At 38.9% G+C, this 17,963-nt stretch carries 13 protein-coding genes; 8 read left to right on the top strand and 5 right to left on the bottom strand.

The features are described 5' to 3' along the window. Window positions 1–42: 42 nt before the first annotated feature. Together M9892_01190 and rpsO are read right to left on the bottom strand one after the other, a co-directional pair. A complete protein-coding gene (locus M9892_01190; protein MCO5252965.1) occupies window positions 43–2,169 on the bottom strand; it encodes a polyribonucleotide nucleotidyltransferase in 2,127 nt (708 codons plus the stop codon). 102 nt (window positions 2,170–2,271) lie between these two features. Then, complete coding sequence (gene rpsO / locus M9892_01185; GenBank protein ID MCO5252964.1) at window positions 2,272–2,541, bottom strand: 30S ribosomal protein S15; 270 nt, start codon at window positions 2,539–2,541, stop codon at window positions 2,272–2,274. 199 nt (window positions 2,542–2,740) lie between these two features. Here rpsO and M9892_01180 point away from each other — a divergent pair, with 199 nt between their 5' ends. Further along, window positions 2,741–3,436, top strand: coding sequence for a galactosyltransferase-related protein (locus tag M9892_01180; GenBank protein ID MCO5252963.1), 696 nt, complete (start codon window positions 2,741–2,743; stop codon window positions 3,434–3,436). Here the strand turns inward: M9892_01180 and M9892_01175 are convergent. After that, window positions 3,433–5,325, bottom strand: a complete 1,893-nt coding sequence (locus M9892_01175) for an amidophosphoribosyltransferase (GenBank protein ID MCO5252962.1) — start codon at window positions 5,323–5,325, stop codon at window positions 3,433–3,435. The genes M9892_01180 and M9892_01175 overlap by 4 nt on opposite strands. A gap of 91 nt (window positions 5,326–5,416) precedes the next feature. Here M9892_01175 and M9892_01170 point away from each other — a divergent pair, with 91 nt between their 5' ends. Genes M9892_01170 through M9892_01150 form a run of 5 tightly spaced genes read left to right on the top strand, consistent with a single transcriptional unit; the run spans window position 5,417 to window position 13,096 of the window. Next, window positions 5,417–6,106: a response regulator transcription factor gene (locus M9892_01170; GenBank protein MCO5252961.1), complete on the top strand. Its 690-nt coding sequence runs from the start codon at window positions 5,417–5,419 to the stop codon at window positions 6,104–6,106. 13 nt (window positions 6,107–6,119) lie between these two features. Continuing rightward, window positions 6,120–7,487: a HAMP domain-containing histidine kinase gene (locus M9892_01165; protein ID MCO5252960.1), complete on the top strand. Its 1,368-nt coding sequence runs from the start codon at window positions 6,120–6,122 to the stop codon at window positions 7,485–7,487. A 60-nt stretch (window positions 7,488–7,547) separates the two neighbouring features. Continuing rightward, the gene (locus M9892_01160) at window positions 7,548–8,849 is read left to right on the top strand and encodes a TolC family protein (GenBank protein ID MCO5252959.1); all 1,302 of its coding nucleotides are present in this window, start codon (window positions 7,548–7,550) and stop codon (window positions 8,847–8,849) included. A 24-nt stretch (window positions 8,850–8,873) separates the two neighbouring features. Further along, window positions 8,874–9,968, top strand: a complete 1,095-nt coding sequence (locus M9892_01155; protein MCO5252958.1) for an efflux RND transporter periplasmic adaptor subunit — start codon at window positions 8,874–8,876, stop codon at window positions 9,966–9,968. 26 nt (window positions 9,969–9,994) lie between these two features. After that, complete coding sequence (locus M9892_01150) at window positions 9,995–13,096, top strand: CusA/CzcA family heavy metal efflux RND transporter (protein MCO5252957.1); 3,102 nt, start codon at window positions 9,995–9,997, stop codon at window positions 13,094–13,096. Window positions 13,097–13,102: 6 nt separating this feature from the next. On the opposite strand, the gene M9892_01145 is transcribed toward M9892_01150, so the two are convergent. After that, on the bottom strand, window positions 13,103–14,404 hold the full coding sequence (locus M9892_01145; protein MCO5252956.1) for an insulinase family protein: 1,302 nt from the start codon (window positions 14,402–14,404) through the stop codon (window positions 13,103–13,105). Further along, on the bottom strand, window positions 14,379–15,326 hold the full coding sequence (locus M9892_01140) for a nitronate monooxygenase (GenBank protein MCO5252955.1): 948 nt from the start codon (window positions 15,324–15,326) through the stop codon (window positions 14,379–14,381). The genes M9892_01145 and M9892_01140 overlap by 26 nt, the downstream gene beginning before the upstream one ends. A 114-nt stretch (window positions 15,327–15,440) precedes the next feature. Between M9892_01140 and M9892_01135 the strand changes: the two genes are divergently transcribed. Further along, complete coding sequence (locus M9892_01135; GenBank protein ID MCO5252954.1) at window positions 15,441–17,189, top strand: 1-deoxy-D-xylulose-5-phosphate synthase; 1,749 nt, start codon at window positions 15,441–15,443, stop codon at window positions 17,187–17,189. A 15-nt stretch (window positions 17,190–17,204) separates the two neighbouring features. Then, a complete protein-coding gene (locus M9892_01130) occupies window positions 17,205–17,930 on the top strand; it encodes a DsbA family oxidoreductase (GenBank protein MCO5252953.1) in 726 nt (241 codons plus the stop codon). Window positions 17,931–17,963 lie beyond the last annotated feature (33 nt).

Raw genomic sequence — 17,963 nt, 5'->3', positions numbered from 1 at the left:
TATAGGCTGCCTTTAAATTATGAAAAAAAATCCGTGAGTAATTTATTTCCCCTCTGCTGCTTCGCGAGGAAGCAATGCTTTGTGCGAGAGTTTAAACTTGCCGGTCTTTTTGTCTATATCCAACAATTTAACCTGAACATGGTCGCCTACTTTATAGATTCCATCCATCGTAGGAAGTCGTTTCCAGCTTATTTCGGAAATATGCAATAATCCCTCTTTGCCGGGTAGAATTTCTACAAAAGCGCCAAATTCCACAACATTCTTCACAGTACCGTTGTATATTTCGCCTACTTCGGGTTCTGTTACAATGCCTTTTATCCAAGCAAGTGCTTTAGCAATACTTTCTCCGTTAGGCGATGAAATTTCAACGATTCCTTTTCCGTCCACTTCATCAATGGTGATTGTTGTGCCTGTTTTCTCTTGTATCTCTTGAATAACCTTTCCTCCGCTACCTATAACAGCGCCAATATATTCTTTGCCAATAATCAATTTTTCAATTCTTGGAGCATGAGGTTTCAATTCAGGACGGGGTGCAGCAAGGGTTTTGTTCATTTCTCCCAAAATATGCAATCTGCCCTCCTTAGATTGTGCCAAAGCTTCTGCTAACACGTCATAGGACAGTCCGTTGATTTTAATATCCATCTGACACGCAGTAATACCTTTCTCGGTTCCCACTACTTTGAAATCCATATCGCCCAAATGATCTTCATCTCCTAAAATATCGGATAATACCACATATCTACCGGTGGCTTCATCCGAAATCATGCCCATGGCAATACCGGACACGGGTCTTGTAATCTGAATCCCGGCATCCATCAACGCCAATGCACCGGAGCAAACAGTCGCCATTGAAGACGAACCATTGCTTTCTAATACATCGCTCACCAAACGAATGGTGTAAGGAACATCAGAAGGGAGAGTTTTTTTAAGTCCTCTCAAAGCTAAATTTCCATGACCAATTTCTCTTCTTCCCGGACCTCTGTTAGGACGGGCTTCTCCGGTAGAAAAAGCCGGAAAATTATAGTGAAGCATAAATTTGTTATAGCCATAATTCATAGGGCTGTCCAAGAGTTGCTCATCTAATTTGCTTCCAAGTGTTACGGTTGCCAATGCTTGTGTTTCTCCACGAGTGAAGACCGCACTCCCGTGAGCAGCAGGTAAATAATCTACTTCTGACCAGATAGGGCGCACTTGGTGTGGATTCCTTCCGTCCAAACGGGTTTTGGTTGTTAATACTACTTCACGTACTGCTTCCCACTCAATTTGACCAAAATAGGCTTTTACTTTATTCATGTCCACCTCTTCGTCACCTTCAAAAAGAGCCAAGGTCTGTTCTTTGATCTCAGCAAATTTGATACTTCTTTCGTTTTTGTCAGAAGCGTGTTTAGCAACTTCTTCAATCTTTGGGAAAGCAAAAGATTTGATTTTTGCCAACATTTCAGCATCATGAGCAAATTTCTCATACTCTCTGATTTGAGTCTTGCCGGCTTCTATTTTGAGTTCTTCTTGTAGCTTGCACTGCTTTTTGATTACTTCATGACCAAATTTGAGAGCTTCTAACAAGTCATTCTCTGACACCTCACTCATTTCACCTTCTACCATATTGATGTCTTTACTTGTTCCTGCTATGATGATATCAATATCGGATTTTTCCAATTCTTCTTTAGTAGGATTAATCACATATTTGCCTTCGATTCTGCCTACACGAACCTCTGAAATAGGTCCGTTGAACGGAATGTCAGATACTGCAATTGCTGCTGATGCAGCCAAACCCACCAATGCGTCAGGCAAAATATTTTCGTCAGAAGACATCAAAGTGATAGCCACTTGTGTTTCGCAGTGGTAATCATCAGGGAAAAGAGGTCTGAGTGCTCTGTCCACCAAACGGCTAATCAGTATTTCATAATCTGTTAATCTGGCTTCTCTGCGGTGAAAACTGCCGGGGATTCTTCCTACGGCTGCAAATTTTTCTTGGTAATCCACAGAAAGCGGCAAAAAGTCGCAATCAGGTTTTGCTTCATAATTAGATACAATGGTCGCCAAAATCATGGTCTTACCTTGTTTAACTACAACAGATCCGTGTGCTTGTTTAGCTAACACGCCTGTTTCAATTTCGATGACCTTTCCATCTCCCAGGTCAATTGTTTTTTTTATTCCGTTTGGTTTCATTTCGATTATTTTATTTTCAAATTTTACAAAAAAAGCCCCATATGTCGGGGCTTTTTATACGATAAGGTTTTGAAGAAAAGCAAAATGCCCTTCCTAATATTTTTATTTTCTAATACCAAGCTCCTTAATCAGAGCTCTGTATTTATTGATATCTTGTTTTGCAAGGTAGTTAAGTAATGCTTTTCTTTTTCCTACCATTTTAATCAGGCTCAACTCCGCAGAATAGTCTTTTTTTGCTTTGCGAAGGTGGTCGGTAATGTGATTGATTCTTTCTGTAAATAGGGCAATCTGACCTTCGGTAGAACCGGTGTTCTTAGCATCTTTGCCATATTGAGCGAAAATCTCTTTTTTTCTTTCTGAAGTAACTAACATCTTTCTTTTCAGTTTTCTTTAAATCGGGTTGCAAATGTATTTCTTTTATTCTGATTTAAAAAACTCTTTTTCAGGATATTTTTTCTGTCAGAAAAGATTGTTATTTGCCTGATATAATTTTAGGGTTTTGGAGATAAAAAAGCGGGTAAATAGCATCAAATATCCTTTCTGGTATCTTTTTAAAGCACCACAAAGAAAGTTGTCCAAAACCGCACTGTATTTAGATTTGCAAGGGATTGCTGTGTATTTCTTTCGTTTTCTAAGCAAGAAATCACCCCTCAAAGTCAGTATTTGTGTTGGAATATCCAATAGGACACAAGCGTTCTTGGAATTTTTTTTGCCTTCACTTATTGCTTTAAAAAATGCTAACCAAGTTGAACTTTCACTATATGATATGGGCTCGGTTGATTTTGAAAAATTAGAAAGTGAAATCAGAAATCGCTGGCGTGGAGGGCTTATTTTGAATAGAACCGATGACAAATTCACAAGGGCAAAAGCTTTTAACAAAGCAGTTGCACAATGCTCCGGAGACATTGTATTTTTGTGTGATGCCGACATGAGTTTGCCGCCTAACCTGCTCAATTTAATCAGAAAAATAATTCGTCCCAATATTGTTTGGTTTCCCATTTGTTTTGCTACCGCCCCTGCTAACAGTAGCGAAAAAGGTAAATGGCTTTGGTATAGTGCAAAAGGAATGGTAGCCTTAATGAAAAGCGATTTTGTTCAAGTAGGTGGCTTGGATGAGAAGTACACCGATTGGGGACGTGAAGATGTTGATTTATGGGAAAGATGTCATCAAGCAGGATATGTTGTTATTCGTCAAAAACTCAGAGGATTGGTACATCATTATCATCCACCGGCAGAAGGAGCAACTGATTATTTTGCCAAATCCTAATATGCCCTTGCAGAATTTTTCTCGTAGAAATAGCAGAAAGAGCGATTGACTACTCTGTTGCCTCCGGGTGTAGGGTAGTCGCCTGAAAAATACCAGTCACCTGCATTGTTAGGGCAGGCTTGATGCAAACCCTCTAAAGATTGAAAAACAATTTCTACTTCAGCCGGATAGTTGGCAGGTGTAAGGATTTCGGCAATCTTATCGGTGATTTCTTTGTTACTTACAAGTTGATATAAATCTTTGACTTTGTTTTCGATTTGTGCCAAAGGTTTTTGATTTTCAGCTTTGCACTTTTGATAGATTTCATCTAATTTGTGGGTCAATTGTTTCTCTTTGAGTAATTCCATTACCGCATTGAATGCCACAAACTCTTTCATTCTACTCATGTCAATTCCATAGCAATCAGGATAGCGAATTTGCGGACAAGAAGAAACTACAATTACTTTTTTGGGATTCAGTCTTCCCAAAATGCTCAAAATGCTATCGCGCATTGTGGTGCCTCTAACAATAGAATCATCTACAATGACAAGGTTGTCAACCTTTGGCTTGATAGAGCTGTATGTGATGTCATATACAGAGCCGACCAAGGCTCCACGTTCTTTTTCATTGGTAATAAAGGTGCGGATTTTGGTGTCTTTAATCAACACTTTTTCTCTGCGACCATTATTTTTAAATATGGTTTTGAGGTAATCTTCTGTCAGATTAGCTTTGTTTTTAAGTATTTCCTCAATCTTCCATTTGTCAAGCCAATCATTAATCCCGTCAATCAAGCCGTAAAAACAGGTAGCGGCTGTGTTGGGGACATAAGAAAGTACTGTGTTTTCAAGGTCATAATTAAGTTTTTTGAGAATCTCGGGCGCGAGAAGCTGACCTAACATTCTGCGCTCTTTATAGATATCACGGTCGTTACCTCTTGAAAAATATATTCGTTCAAAAGAGCAACTTTTCTTTTCTCTTGCAGGAATAATCTCTGTTGTCTTCCAACTTTTGTCTGCTTTGATTATCAAAGCATGTCCCGGGTCTAATTCCTTAACGTCATCAGGCTGTAAGTTGAAAACCGTGCAAATGGCTGCACGTTCGGAGGCTCCGACAATAAATTCGTCATTGGCGTAATAATAAGAAGGTCTGATGCCATTCGGGTCGCGGATGATGAATGAGTCTCCGTTGCCGACAATGCCGACAAGGTTATAAGCACCATCAAAATCTTTTACACTGCGTTTGAGAATCTTAGCAAGGTCTAATTCTTGTTTTATTTTTTCTGTTATTTCGATATTGGGAACACCTTGATTTTTGTATTTGCGAAATATTTCTTCATTTTCTTCATCTAAAAAATGTCCGATTTTTTCGAGCATTGTAACATTAGAACTGATTTCTTTGGGTTGTTGTCCAAGTTCAATTAATGTTTGAAAAAGCTCATCAACATTGGTTAAGTTGTGATTACCTGCAATCATCAGGTTTCGACTCATCCAGTTATTTTGTCTCAAAAAGGGATGGATATTCTCCATTTTATTACCCCCTTCTGTACCATAACGCAAGTGCCCCAGCATAACTTCACCTGAATATGGAAAATTTGTTTTTAACCATGCTGCATCTTCTTGTTTGTTTGAAGGTAACGAATTGTATTGTCCCAGTATATGTTCAAATAAGTCTGCAACAGAACTTTTACTGTTAGATCTTTTGCGTGCGATGTATCTGCGACCAAATTCGGGGTTGAGCTTGACAACTCCTATCCCTGCTCCATCTTGTCCACGGTTGAGTTGTTTGACCATTAAAAGTCTCATTCGAGACAGTCCCCAAAGTGGCTCATTGTATTTTTCTTTATAATATTCAGGGGATTTCAGCAGTCGGATAAATGCTATTCCGCATTCGTGTTTGATAGAGTCGCTCATGGTGGAAATTGAGGATGCAAAAGTATAAGTTTATTGAGATGGTTGAATAAAATTTCCGACTATAAATGAATAACTTTCTACCTTTGCGCTTGTGAAGGTTTTAATCATTGAAGACGACCCTACATTGAACAAGAATATACGGGATGCATTAGAGTCAGAGAATATCCATGCTGTGAGTGTTTTTGATGGTTTGTTGGCAGAAAAAATGTTGCAAAAGGATAAATTTAGTTGTGTAGTATTGGACGTCAACTTACCCGGTAAAAATGGTTATGATTTGTGTTCAACATTTAGAACTTTTGACTCAACAACACCGGTTTTGATGTTGACAGCTTTTGGTGACTTGGACGATAAGGTCAAGGGATTTGACTGTGGGGTGGACGACTATCTGACCAAGCCTTTCTTTATGCGAGAGCTGATTGTAAGAATTCAGGCGTTGGTTAAACGTTCTGCAAGCAATAAATCAAGTACCCAAGAAGGTAACTCAATGATTATAGGAGATATTTCAATCAATCTGATTGCTAAATCCGTTTTGAGACAAGGCAAAGAAGTAAATTTGACCCCGAAAGAATATCAGATTCTGGTGAGGTTGTGCAAGACGCAAGGCGAGGTGGTATCCAAATCGGAATTAGTAGCTGAAATATGGGGACATTCTTTTGATGCCAATACCAATACAATCGAAGTGTATATTAATTTTCTTAGAAATAAAATAGACAAACCTTTTGGCAAAAACAGCATCAAAACCAAAGTAGGATATGGGTATTATATTGATATGATTGGCTAAGCTAAACCGCAGTATGAAGCTAAAGAATAAAATACTTATTTATTTCTCAAGTACTTTAATTCTGCTGTCATTTATAGCCTTGACTGTGATTTTTTTATTGTTTTCGGAGTTTAGACAAGATGAATTTCAACAAAGACAAAAACAAAAAATCAAATTAACTGTTGATTTGCTTGCAGAATATAAGACTATGAGCAAGAACCTGACAGAGCTTATGGACAATCTTACTATTCACGATTTTTATGATGAAAAAATGCTCATTTTTGATTCACAAAAGGAGTTAACTTATTCGAGTGTTGACGATTTACCTATTGTGGATTATAAAACAATACTCAATACGCTTTCACCCTCCAATCGTTGGGTAGAAGCTAAAGAAGGGGACTACGATGTGGTAGGTGTTTATATTGAAGGTAAAAGCGCCCATTTTTATGCAATCAGCAAAGCCTATGATAACTTTGGTTATGCGCATTTGTATTATTTGCGCAATGTTTTGATTGTGATATTTTTTGTAATTTCTTCGATTATCATACTTGTCTCAATTTATTTCTCCAATATTATTGCTAAGCCTATAAAATCTCTGGCGGAGCATCTGAATAGAATTGATTTGAACAAAGAGGATAATAAGAATGTAATTACTGACAGTTCTACCTATGAACTTCAATACTTGACACAAAGATTTAACGAACTGTTAGATAGAACAAAGGAAGCCTTTGCATTTCAGAAACATGCCGCCCACCATATTTCTCACGAACTGAAAACACCTATTGCGGTTTTGGTTTCGGAACTTGAAAAAATTGTTTCTCAAACAAGTGAACCTACACTCAAGCACCAACTCAATGGTCAGCTTCTGAAGACAAAATCGTTAGGAGAGGTAATTCATATACTTCTTGAATTGTCAAAAGTTGAGTCCGGACATGACATGGCAACTCAAGAATTCCGGATTGATGAGCTGTTGTTTGATATTATTTCGGAATTAAATATGCTTTTTCCTGATTTTAAATTTGAAGTAAATTATCTTTCGGATAAAATGGAAGAAGATAAACTGATTATCAAAGCAAATAAACTGCTCATCAGACAAGCTTTTTTGAATCTTTTGTTCAACTGCATTGCATACAGCAGCAATTCGACTGCTAAAATTGAAATTGATACTTCGCTCAAAAATCGTCTGATAATCAATGTGTCAAACTCCGGTGATACACTGTCCGAAGATGAACAAAAATTTCTGTTCAACCATTTTTATAGGGGGAGTAACAGTCATGGAAAAGCCGGCTTTGGTTTGGGTTTGGTTTTTGCAAAACGTATTTTTGAACTGCACAAAGGGAAAATCAGATATTCTGCACCTGCAACGGATGTCAATTTGTTTGAAATAATCCTGCATTCTTAAGCTAAATTTTATCTGCTTTAAGGTTTTTTTAAGGTTGTTGAAATCAACTTTGCTGCCTCTATGAGCGTATTTAAAAAAGGAATTATTCTGACTCTTTTCCTCGCCAGATTCTTTTCTGTCTTATCACAAGATACTCTTGTTATGAGTCGGCAAGAATGTGAAACCCGATTTCTGAACGAAAATCTGATGTTAATGGCGGAAAAGCTCGAAATCTCCAGATCAGAAGCCATATTGATTCAATCAAAATTGTGGTATAACCCCACTATTACGATAGATCAGGTAAACCTTTGGGCAAGCAAGAAAAATTTAGGAGTTTTTGGCGACCAATTACAAGGATTTAATGGCGGTAGCGTTGGGAAAAATCAAGAGTTTAGTGTTGGGATAGACCAACTCATTCGCACAGCAGGAAAAAGAGGTAAGCAGATTGCCTTAAATAAAGTGTCTATTGAAAAATCTAAACAAGCTTTTGAAGACCTGCTTCGCAATCTTAAGCTGGAGTTTCGTTCACAACTTACTCAGTTGCAATATTTGCAACTTAACAAGCGTATCTACATAAATGAAATAGAAAGTATCAAAAAACTGACGACTGCCTACCAGCGACAATTACACAACGGCAATGTTTCGCAAGGAGAATATATCCGCTTAAAAGCACTCGAACTTGAACTTACTAAGAATATCAATGAACTTGACAAACAAAGCAATGAAGTAGAAAGCAGTTTGAAACAACTGATGAATATTTCTGCTGCTCAACACTTGGTTATTAAAGAAGAAGATTTTCAACGAAACGCTTCAAAATTTGAAACTTTGGTTTTGTCCCAACTTATTGACCAAGCAAAACTATCCAGACCCGACTATAAGATGGCGCAACTGGATGAAGATTACTACAACCGACTATATAACTTTGAAAAAGCACAACGTGTGCCTGACCTTACACTCAAAGGAGGTTATGACAGGGGAGGTAATTTTATGTATAATTTTATTGGTTTTGGGGTAGCGATGGACTTGCCTATTTACAACAGAAATCAAGGAAATATCAAAATAGCACAAGCCGGAATCAAACAATCTCGCTTGATGGAGCAGCAAGCCTCACTTGCACTCGAATCAGAAGTGGCTCTTGCATTTAATAACCTAAATATAGCCTTTCAATTTAAGAAAGAAATCGCACCGGATTATGAAACTGTCCTTGACTCTTTGTTGAGCGCATACACTAAAAACTTTACTGAAAGAAATATCAGTATGCTGGAATATCTTGACTTCTTGAATGCATATCTCGACAACAAGAAGATTATTTTAGATACTGAAAAAGACATTAACAATAAAATAGAAGAATTGAATTTCACGGTCGGACAAGATGTATTGTAAGACTTCCAAAACAATCAACAACAAATGAAATACAAACAAATTATAGCTATGGCAGCTCTTTTGGGCGCATTAACTACGGGGTGTAAGCATGTGAAAGACCCCGGTCCAAGCAATGAAACTGAACAATATTGCATAGACAAAGAGTTTAAAGATAGAATAGAAATTAGTACACCTGATTATGAGCCAGTCAAAGAAGAGATTCATCTTACAGGCAATATTGATGCAGACCCCGACAAGGTTATTTCTTTTGTCAGCATGAATGAAGGAATAATCGCAGCCACACATTTTTCTTTAGGAGATAAAGTAGAAAAAGGACAGGTTTTGGCTGAATTACGTAGTGCTGATTTGAGTTCGCTACAATCTCAGTTAGAAATCATCAATTCGCAAATTGCTGTGGCAGAAAAGAACTTGCAATCTGTTCAAGCCATGTATAATGACGGGATTTCCTCACAAAAAAATCTATTAGAAGCAAAAAGTGAACTTGATAAACTCCGTTCAGATAAACAAAGAATTGCATCCAGTATGTCAATTTTCAGTGCCAGTCCTGAGAAAGGTGTTTTTCTTATCAAAGCTCCTTTCTCCGGTATTATTACCGAGAAAAATATCACTGCGGGAACCCCTATTTCAGGTGGCGGGGAACCGTTGTTTACGATTGCAGATTTGAGTGAAGTGTGGCTGTTGGTTAATATCTATACAACTAATGTTGACAAGATTCAACCCGGTCAAGATATTACTTTTCGCACGCTGTCATATCCGGACAAAGTGTTTTCGGGGAAAATTGCCTCTATTTCACAGATTTTTGATGAAGACGAAAAAGTGCTCAAAGCTCGTGTTGTAATCAATAATAAGGATTTGAAACTTAAGCCAGGAATGTTTGCTGATGTCAATGTAAACAAAACCCTTGACAGCAGTGCATTGGCAATCCCCACTAAGGCACTCATTTTTGATAATAATCAAAACTTTGTGTTGGTGTATCGCAACGATTGCGATTTTGAAATTCGCAGAGTGGAACTGCTTACCAAAAGCGGCAATCATACCTTTATTGCCAAAGGTTTGACCGCCAACGACAAAATTGTCTCCAAAAATCAATTGCTGATTTACGAAAGAATAAACAAATAAATGCAAACCCTAATCAGTTCAAAACAATGAAAAAATTCATTCTACACATTGTTACATTTTCGCTCAAGAATTCCTTTATCATATTCTTTCTGACTGCATTGTTGATTATTATTGGAGTAATTAGCTATATCAAAACCCCAATCGAAGCTTTTCCCGATGTTACCAATACCAGGGCAAGGATTATCACCCAATGGCCCGGACGCAGTGCTGAAGAAGTGGAAAAGTTTGTAACGCTGCCTTTGATGAAGGTAATGAATACTATCCCCAAAAAGTCTCAGGTTCGCTCAATTTCGCTATTTGGATTATCAGTAGTTACTGTTATTTTTGAAGATGATGTAGAAGATTTTTATGCGCAGCAATATACTGCTAACAGATTGCAAGGTGTGGATTTGCCCGATGGAGCCCACCCGGATATTGAGCCTCCGTATGGAGCCACGGGCGAAATTTTTCGTTATGTAATTAAAAGCAAAAGACCTGTCAGAGAATTAACTGCATTGCAAGATTGGGTGATCGAGAGAGAACTTGTTTCTGTGCCGGGTGTGGCACAGGTTGTTAGTTTTGGAGGAGAAGAAAAAATATACGAAATCAAAATCAACCCGACAGAACTCGCCAATTATGACCTTTCTCCGCAAGAAGTTTATGATGCTGTTTCCAAAAGTAATATCAACGTGGGTGGTGACGTAATTGAAAGAGGCGACCAAGCTTATGTTGTACGTGGGGTTGGGCTTTTAGAAAAAATTGATGATATCAAAAATATCCTGATCAAGGTGCAGGGTAATACTCCCATTCTCATTAAGCATGTAGCAGAAGTAGTTGTTTCTGCTAAGCCGAGGTTAGGAAAAGTGGGTTTGCAAGATAATGATGATTTGGTGGAAGGGATTGTAGTCATGCTCAGAGGCGAAAACCCTTCTACTGTGATTACCAAACTCAAAGAACGAATTGCCGATTTGAATAATCGCATCTTGCCCGATGATGTTAAGATTGAGCCTTTTATTGACCGAACAGAACTGGTCAATACAACCATTCACACAGTCAGTAAGAACCTTGTGGAAGGTGTTGTGTTTGTTTCGCTCATTGTCTTTATTTTCTTATTTGATTGGCGTTCTACACTCATCATTGCTTCTGTGATTCCGCTTTCTTTTTTGTTTGCTATTATTATGTTGCATATACAAGGACTTCCGGCAAATTTGATTTCATTGGGAGCGATTGATTTTGGACTGATGCTGGAGGGCACATTGGTAATCACTGAAGCAGTATTTGTAGGAATGGTCAAGAAGTCTCATTTGATAGGGATGGATAAGTTTAACCTGATGTCAAAATCGGGGATTATCAAAAAAAGTACTAAAAGTGTCGCTTCTTATGTTGTCTTTGCACAGATTATTTTGATTGTGGCATTGTTGCCTATTTTTTCTTTCCAAAAAGTTGAGGGCAAAATGTTTTCACCTCTTGCATTTACATTAGGCTATGCATTGTTGGGTTCTTTATTGTTGAGTATTACATACGTGCCTGCTATGTGCAGGTTGTTGCTCAAAAAGAACGTGTTTGAAAAAGAAAATTTTATAACTAAATTTATTACCAACAATCTGTTTAAACTGTTCTTGTGGACTAATAAACATCGCAGGGCAACGGTTTTGACCTTTGGAATTTTGCTGCTGACCTCAACTGTGGGCTTTGTCTTTTATGGTTCGGAATTTATTCCCAAGCTGAACGAGGGTGCTTTGTATGTCAGAGCAACTTTGCCCAATAGTGTCAACCTGAAAGAATCTACTCGACTTGCCAAGGAAATGAAAGCCAAAATTCGGGAATTTCCGGAAGTTAAATTTGTTCTCAATCAAGTAGGCAGGCCTAATGACGGTACAGACCCGACAGGTTTTTTCAATATAGAGTTTCACATTCAGTTGTACCCGCAACAAGAATGGAAACACAAGGTTACAAAGGATGAACTTATTGCGCAAATTCGCAAAAAATTAGAAAGCTATCCCGGCATTGTGTTTGGTTTCAGTCAGCCTATACAAGACAATGTCGAAGAGTATGTTGCCGGAGTAAAAAGTTCACTTGCCGTCAAAATTTATGGAGATGACCTCTATGAACTCGAAAAATATGCTTTGCAGATTGCAAATACACTCAAAGAAGTGCGCGGTATTACGGATTTGAATGTATATAGAAACATTGGATTGCCTGAATTGAGAATACAACTTCACGAGCATAAAATGGCGCGTTACGGTATTGATATTGCCGATGCACAAGCAGTAGTTGAAATGGCAATTGGGGGTAGAGCGGCTACAAGTTTTTATGAAAACGAAAAGAGATTTGATGTAAGGCTAAGATTTGACGAGGGATACAGAAATAATGAAGAAAAAATCGGCAATATTCTTATTCCTACAAAAGACAACAAAAAAATTCCCCTAAAAGAAATTGCAACAATTGATTTTCATACCGGTCCTGCATTTATATACAGAGAGGGGGGAAGTCGATATATAGCGGTAGGTTTTAGTATCGAAGGAAGAGATTTAGGTAGCACCATTGCCGAAGCGCAATCCAAAGTTGCAAAAGATATTCATTTGCCAAAAGAAAACACCATCACTTGGGCTGGAGAGTTTGAAAGCAAAGAACGCGCTGCCAAGCAATTATCTGTCATTGTACCTGCTGTGCTCGTTCTGATTTTATTTTTACTTTATTTTAATTTTGGTTCGCTCAAAGATACAATGATTGCCGCAGGTTCTATTCCATTTGCGTTCATCGGAGGCTTCGCTTCTTTGTGGGTTACAAATACGGTCTTTGGCATATCGGCAGGTATAGGTTTTATTATTTTGTTTGGAGTTAACACCATCAACAGTTTGATTCTGATTGCGGTTATGCGCGAAAATTTGAGAAAAATGCCTTTGAAAGAAGCTATTTCGAACGGTGTACACAGCAGAATTCGCCCTATTATTATGATTGCATTGATGGATTCTGTCGGATTGCTCCCTGCTGCACTTTCAACAGGAATGGGCTCAGAAGTGCAAAAACCATTGGCTATTATGATTGTAGGTGGTTTGCAAATTTGTATGATATTATCTTTGACCGTATTGCCGCAATTATTCTATCTGGCATACAGAAAGTCAGAGAAGGTGGTTGAAGAAGCGTAATCGTCCTTATTCCTTGCTTGGTATATACGATAGCAGACTCATTTTGTCTTTATCAAACAATCGGTTGGCTGTTTCTTGCAGTTGTTCAGACGTGATGGCATTCACATATTCCAAGATTTCTTTTAAGGTCATGATTGACTCTCCTTGCATCCACTGTCGTCCCAAGGCTATGGCAGAAGATATTTTGTTTTCTTCAGCCAGCATGATTTGACCTGTGAACTGATTAAGCGCGTTGTGCATTTGCAGGGTTCCGAGTTTGGTGTTTTTAAGCCTGTCCAGCTCTTTGTATATCAACGAAATTGTTTTTTTGTGATGAACATTGTCTGTGCCTGCAAAACAATGAAAGAACCCTATATCAGTAAAATGTGTAGTGCCGGCTTCAATATTATAAGTGAAACCGTATTTCTCTCTGATGGCAAGGCTCAGTCTGGAGTTGAGCGCAGGACCTCCCAAGATATTGAGTAACAAAGTCTCTTTTAACCTTTCCGGAGATTTGGACTCCGATGCCTTCCCCCCTAATACAACGTAGCTTTGAACGTGGTCAGTTTCTTTGATTTGAGTTTGAACATTAAAACCGGAGCATTTGACTCTTTTGATATCAAATTTTGATGCATTGTCAGACCGAAGGGGCTGTTGCATTGCATATTTTTCAACTTTTCTGAAAATCTTTTCTGCGGGTAAGTCCGATACAACTACAAATACCATGTTTTCCGGACGGTAAAAGGTAGCGGTGAAGTCCTTTAAGGTTTTGGAATAAATAGTGTCAAGAGACTGGGTGGTGCCTAAAATGTTGCCGGCCAATGGATGACCTTTGAAAATTATTTCCTGAAATTCGTCAAAAATGTTGTCATCGGGAGAATCTTCATACATCCTGATTTCATCTTTGATTACCTTGCGTTCTTTGGTTAATTCTTTAGCAGGAAAAACTGAGTTATAAGCCACATCAAAAATGAGTTCTACTGCTCGATCCAGAAAAATTTCATAAAGCGAAGAATAAATAACGGTGATTTCTTTGGTAGTGTAAGCATTAATCTCTCCACCCACTGAATCAATACGATTGAGGATGTGAAAAGATTTGCGTCTTTTTGTTCCTTTAAAAAGCATGTGTTCCATGCAGTGTGCTGCTCCCATGAAACTCGCATCATCTCGCGAACCGGCATTGAGTACCAATCCGCAATGTGCTACATGAGAATGTGCTATTTTTTTATAGAGTATGCGGAGCCCATTTGGAAGGGTTTTGAAAATTAAATTTTCTCCAAGAATCTCAATTTGACTTGCACTCTTAAAGAGTTTTTGACTGTAATTCACTGATTGTCGTGTTATAATCGTTCACAAAAGATTTCATGATATCTTCAACAGATTCAATACTGTCAAAATAAGCTGAAATCTGACCTATTTCTAATTCGCCTTCATCCAAATTGCCTTCAAACATACCTTTCTTAGCTCTGCCTCTGCCCAGCAATGTAGCCAATTCATCTTTGCTTGCTCCATTTTGATAGGCTGCCTGCACTTGTTCAAAAAATGTATTATGCAGTAGCCTGACCGGTATAAGTTCTTTCAAAGTAAGTGTAGTGTCACCGTCTTGAGAAGCGATGATTTTTTCTTTAAAATGAATATGTCCGGAGGATTCATGGCTGGCTGCAAATCTTGAACCTACTTGCACCCCTTCTGCTCCCAAAGCTATGGCTGCTGCCATTGCCCTGCCGCTACCTATTCCACCTGCCGCAATAATAGGAAGAGAACTTACTTTTTTTACCAAAGGTATGAGAACCATCGTAGTAGTTTCCTCTCTGCCATTGTGCCCGCCTGCCTCAAACCCTTCTGCTACTATTGCATCCACACCACTTTGTTCACTCTTAATGGCGAATTTTGTATTAGCCACAACATGTACGACAGTGATTCCATGTTCTTTGAACAAGGGAGTCCATTTGCCGGGATTACCAGCTGAACTGAAAACAATTTTTATACCTTCTCTGATAATAATGTCAATATGTTCATCAACTTGCGGATAAATCAATGGAAGGTTGACGCCAAAAGGTTTGTTGGTAGCTTTTTTGCATTTCCGGATATGCTCTTCCAAAACAGCCGGATACATTGAGCCGGAGCCAATCAGTCCCAACCCCCCGTGGTTGCTAACCGCAGATGCTAATTTCCATCCGCTGTTCCAAATCATTCCGCCTTGAATGATGGGATATTTGATTCCAAAAAGAGTTGTGATTCGATTTTGCATTGGATGCGCAAATCTATATAAAAAAGACCCGCCCACAAATATTCGTTTGATAACCAAGCGGCTTCGGTCTATAGTTGTTAAATCTGCTTTTCCCTTGCTATCTTTGCCCCCGGAATGAGTTGGCTCGAAAAGATAAATTCGCCTCAAGATTTGAAAAAACTGAATCAAGGAGAATTACGTGTTTACGCAGATGAATTAAGAGCTTTTATCATTGACACCGTGAGCAAGACAGGTGGACATTTTGCGGCTAATCTTGGGGCTGTGGAACTGGCAGTGGCTTTGCATTATGTATTTGATACTCCTCATGATAAATTAGTGTGGGATGTTGGTCATCAGGCATATCCACATAAGATTATCACGGGAAGGAGGGATGAATTTGCCGGACTTAGACAATTTGATGGTATTTCAGGTTTTCCAAAAATGTCAGAAAGCGAGTATGATGCTTTTGGTACCGGACATTCCTCTACTTCTATCTCGGCAGTGTTGGGTATGGCGGCTGCAGATAAATTGCAAAATATACAACGTCAGCATATTGCAGTGATTGGCGATGGTGCTTTATCTGCCGGCCAGGCATTTGAAGGCTTGAACAATCTTGGCTTTCTTAATCTGCCGGTGATTGTGATTCTCAATGATAATCATATTGGTATTGATCCGGTAGCAGGTGCTTTGAATGATTATTTAAAATCACTTGAGGATGGAAAACCAAACCTGTTTACAAGACTTGGTTTTGCTTATAAGGGTGGGGTTGACGGACATAATTTGGAGCAACTGGTGCAGGTTCTTAAAGAAGCCAAAAACACCCAAAAACCTTTGTTGTTGCATATCAGAACAACTAAGGGCAAAGGCTTTGCACCCGCAGAGCTTGAACAAACCCGATGGCATTCTACAAGTGGTTTTGACAAAATCAATCCACTCGGTCAGACGAATAAAAATGCAGGTGCGAAATTCCAAGATATAGCAGGTAAAAAACTACTGCAACTGGCGCAAGTACATAAGGATGTTGTGGCAGTAACACCGGCTATGGTGAGCGGAAGCTCACTGCATTTTATGCAAAAAGAGTATCCTGACAGGGTTTTTGATGTAGCGATTGCCGAACAGCATGCCGTAACTTTCGCTGCCGGCATGGCTGCAAGCGGTTTACGTCCTTTCTGCTTTTTGTATTCTACTTTTTTACAAAGGGCTATGGATCAGATTATCCACGATGTTTGTCTGCAAAACTTACCCGTTGTCTTTTGTATTGATAGGGCAGGATTGGTAGGCGAAGATGGAGCAACACATCATGGAGCTTTCGACATGAGTTTGTTGCACACCATTCCCAATGCTACTATTTGCGCTCCGGCTTCCTTGCAAGAGTTAGAAGAAATGATGGATTTTGCTTACCGACACACACAAGGTCCTGTGTTTCTGCGCTATCCGCGAGGGACAGGTCTTGCACAACTCGAAAACCGTACCAACATTGAGGAAGGCAAAGCACAGTTGCTTGCAACCGGAAATAACATCGCATTGCTTTCCTACGGGACTATGATTGAGAGGGTTTTGGATGTAGCCAATCAATTGCATCAAAGGGGATTGAATACCACAATTATCAATATGAGATTTGTCAAGCCATTGGATGAAAACATGCTTCAATCTCTATCAAACAATCATACCTTGTTGTGTACTTTTGAAGATGCTGCCGTCATTGGTGGTTTGGGTTCTACGGTGAGTATGTGGTTGCACAAAAATAACTTGACTAACAAACTGTTGACTTTTGGTATTCCCGATGAGTTTATTCCCCATGGAAAGACAAGCCAATTATTCGATTACTGCGGTTTAAGTGCAGATGACATCAGCAGGCAAATTGTTAAATTTGCAGCATTGTAATCATAAGGGTTTATCATGGAAAATAAAATGAAAGTGGAGATATGGAGCGATATCATGTGTCCGTTCTGCTATATAGGGAAAAGACATTTTGAGGCTGCTCTCCAACAATTTGCAGACAGCAAATATCTTGAGGTAATTTGGAAAAGTTTTCAGCTTGACCCCGATATTCCTGAGCACATTGAAAATAAAACCAATGTTTATCAGTATTTAGCAGACCGGAAAGGCATCAGTTACCAGCAATCGGTGCAAATGCACGATAGAGTTTTGGAAATGGCTTCTGCTGCCGGATTACACTATAATTTAGAGGCGCTTGTGGTTGCTAACTCTTTCAAAACACATAGAATTATCCAGTTTGCCAAATCAAAAGGACTTGGAGAGCAAGCTGAGGAAGTATTTTTTAAAGCATATTTTGTCAATGGCAAAGACCTGGCAAATGAAACTACCCTAACAGAATTAGGGCACGCAATAGGACTGACTTCCGATGAAGTGAATCAAGCACTTACCCACGATGAATATTCATATCAAGTGAAACAAGACATCATGGAGTCGCAACAGTTGGGTATAAACGGAGTGCCGTTTTTTGTGTTTAACAGAAGATATGGAATTTCAGGAGCACAACCGGTGGAAGCATTTGTTGAAACGCTGAATAAATCTTATGCAGAATGGCGCAAAGACAATCCCACAATTCAACTTGACATTCAAAACGGACCTTCTTGTACTCCGGACGGTAAATGTGAGTAGTGTGAAGCCATGCGGTTTTACACCGATAACTAC

The sequence above is a fragment of the Bacteroidota bacterium genome (assembly GCA_023957335.1).
Taxonomy (GTDB): domain Bacteria; phylum Bacteroidota; class Bacteroidia; order NS11-12g; family UBA955; genus JALOAG01.
Note: the sequence above shows the minus strand (reverse complement) of the source record. Positions and strands in the feature narration are given on the sequence as shown.

Excerpts from the sequence above, each read along its gene's own strand:
- M9892_01190 (MCO5252965.1), bottom strand. The coding sequence starts at position 2,169 with ATGAAACCAAACGGAATAAAAAAAACAATTGACCTGGGAGATGGAAAG.
- M9892_01130 (MCO5252953.1), top strand. The coding sequence starts at position 17,205 with ATGGAAAATAAAATGAAAGTGGAGATATGGAGCGATATCATGTGTCCG.
- M9892_01160 (MCO5252959.1), top strand. The coding sequence starts at position 7,548 with ATGAGCGTATTTAAAAAAGGAATTATTCTGACTCTTTTCCTCGCCAGA.
- M9892_01165 (MCO5252960.1), top strand. The coding sequence starts at position 6,120 with ATGAAGCTAAAGAATAAAATACTTATTTATTTCTCAAGTACTTTAATT.
- M9892_01175 (MCO5252962.1), bottom strand. The coding sequence starts at position 5,325 with ATGAGCGACTCTATCAAACACGAATGCGGAATAGCATTTATCCGACTG.
- M9892_01150 (MCO5252957.1), top strand. The coding sequence starts at position 9,995 with ATGAAAAAATTCATTCTACACATTGTTACATTTTCGCTCAAGAATTCC.
- rpsO (MCO5252964.1), bottom strand. The coding sequence starts at position 2,541 with ATGTTAGTTACTTCAGAAAGAAAAAAAGAGATTTTCGCTCAATATGGC.
- M9892_01155 (MCO5252958.1), top strand. The coding sequence starts at position 8,874 with ATGAAATACAAACAAATTATAGCTATGGCAGCTCTTTTGGGCGCATTA.
- M9892_01140 (MCO5252955.1), bottom strand. The coding sequence starts at position 15,326 with ATGCAAAATCGAATCACAACTCTTTTTGGAATCAAATATCCCATCATT.
- M9892_01135 (MCO5252954.1), top strand. The coding sequence starts at position 15,441 with ATGAGTTGGCTCGAAAAGATAAATTCGCCTCAAGATTTGAAAAAACTG.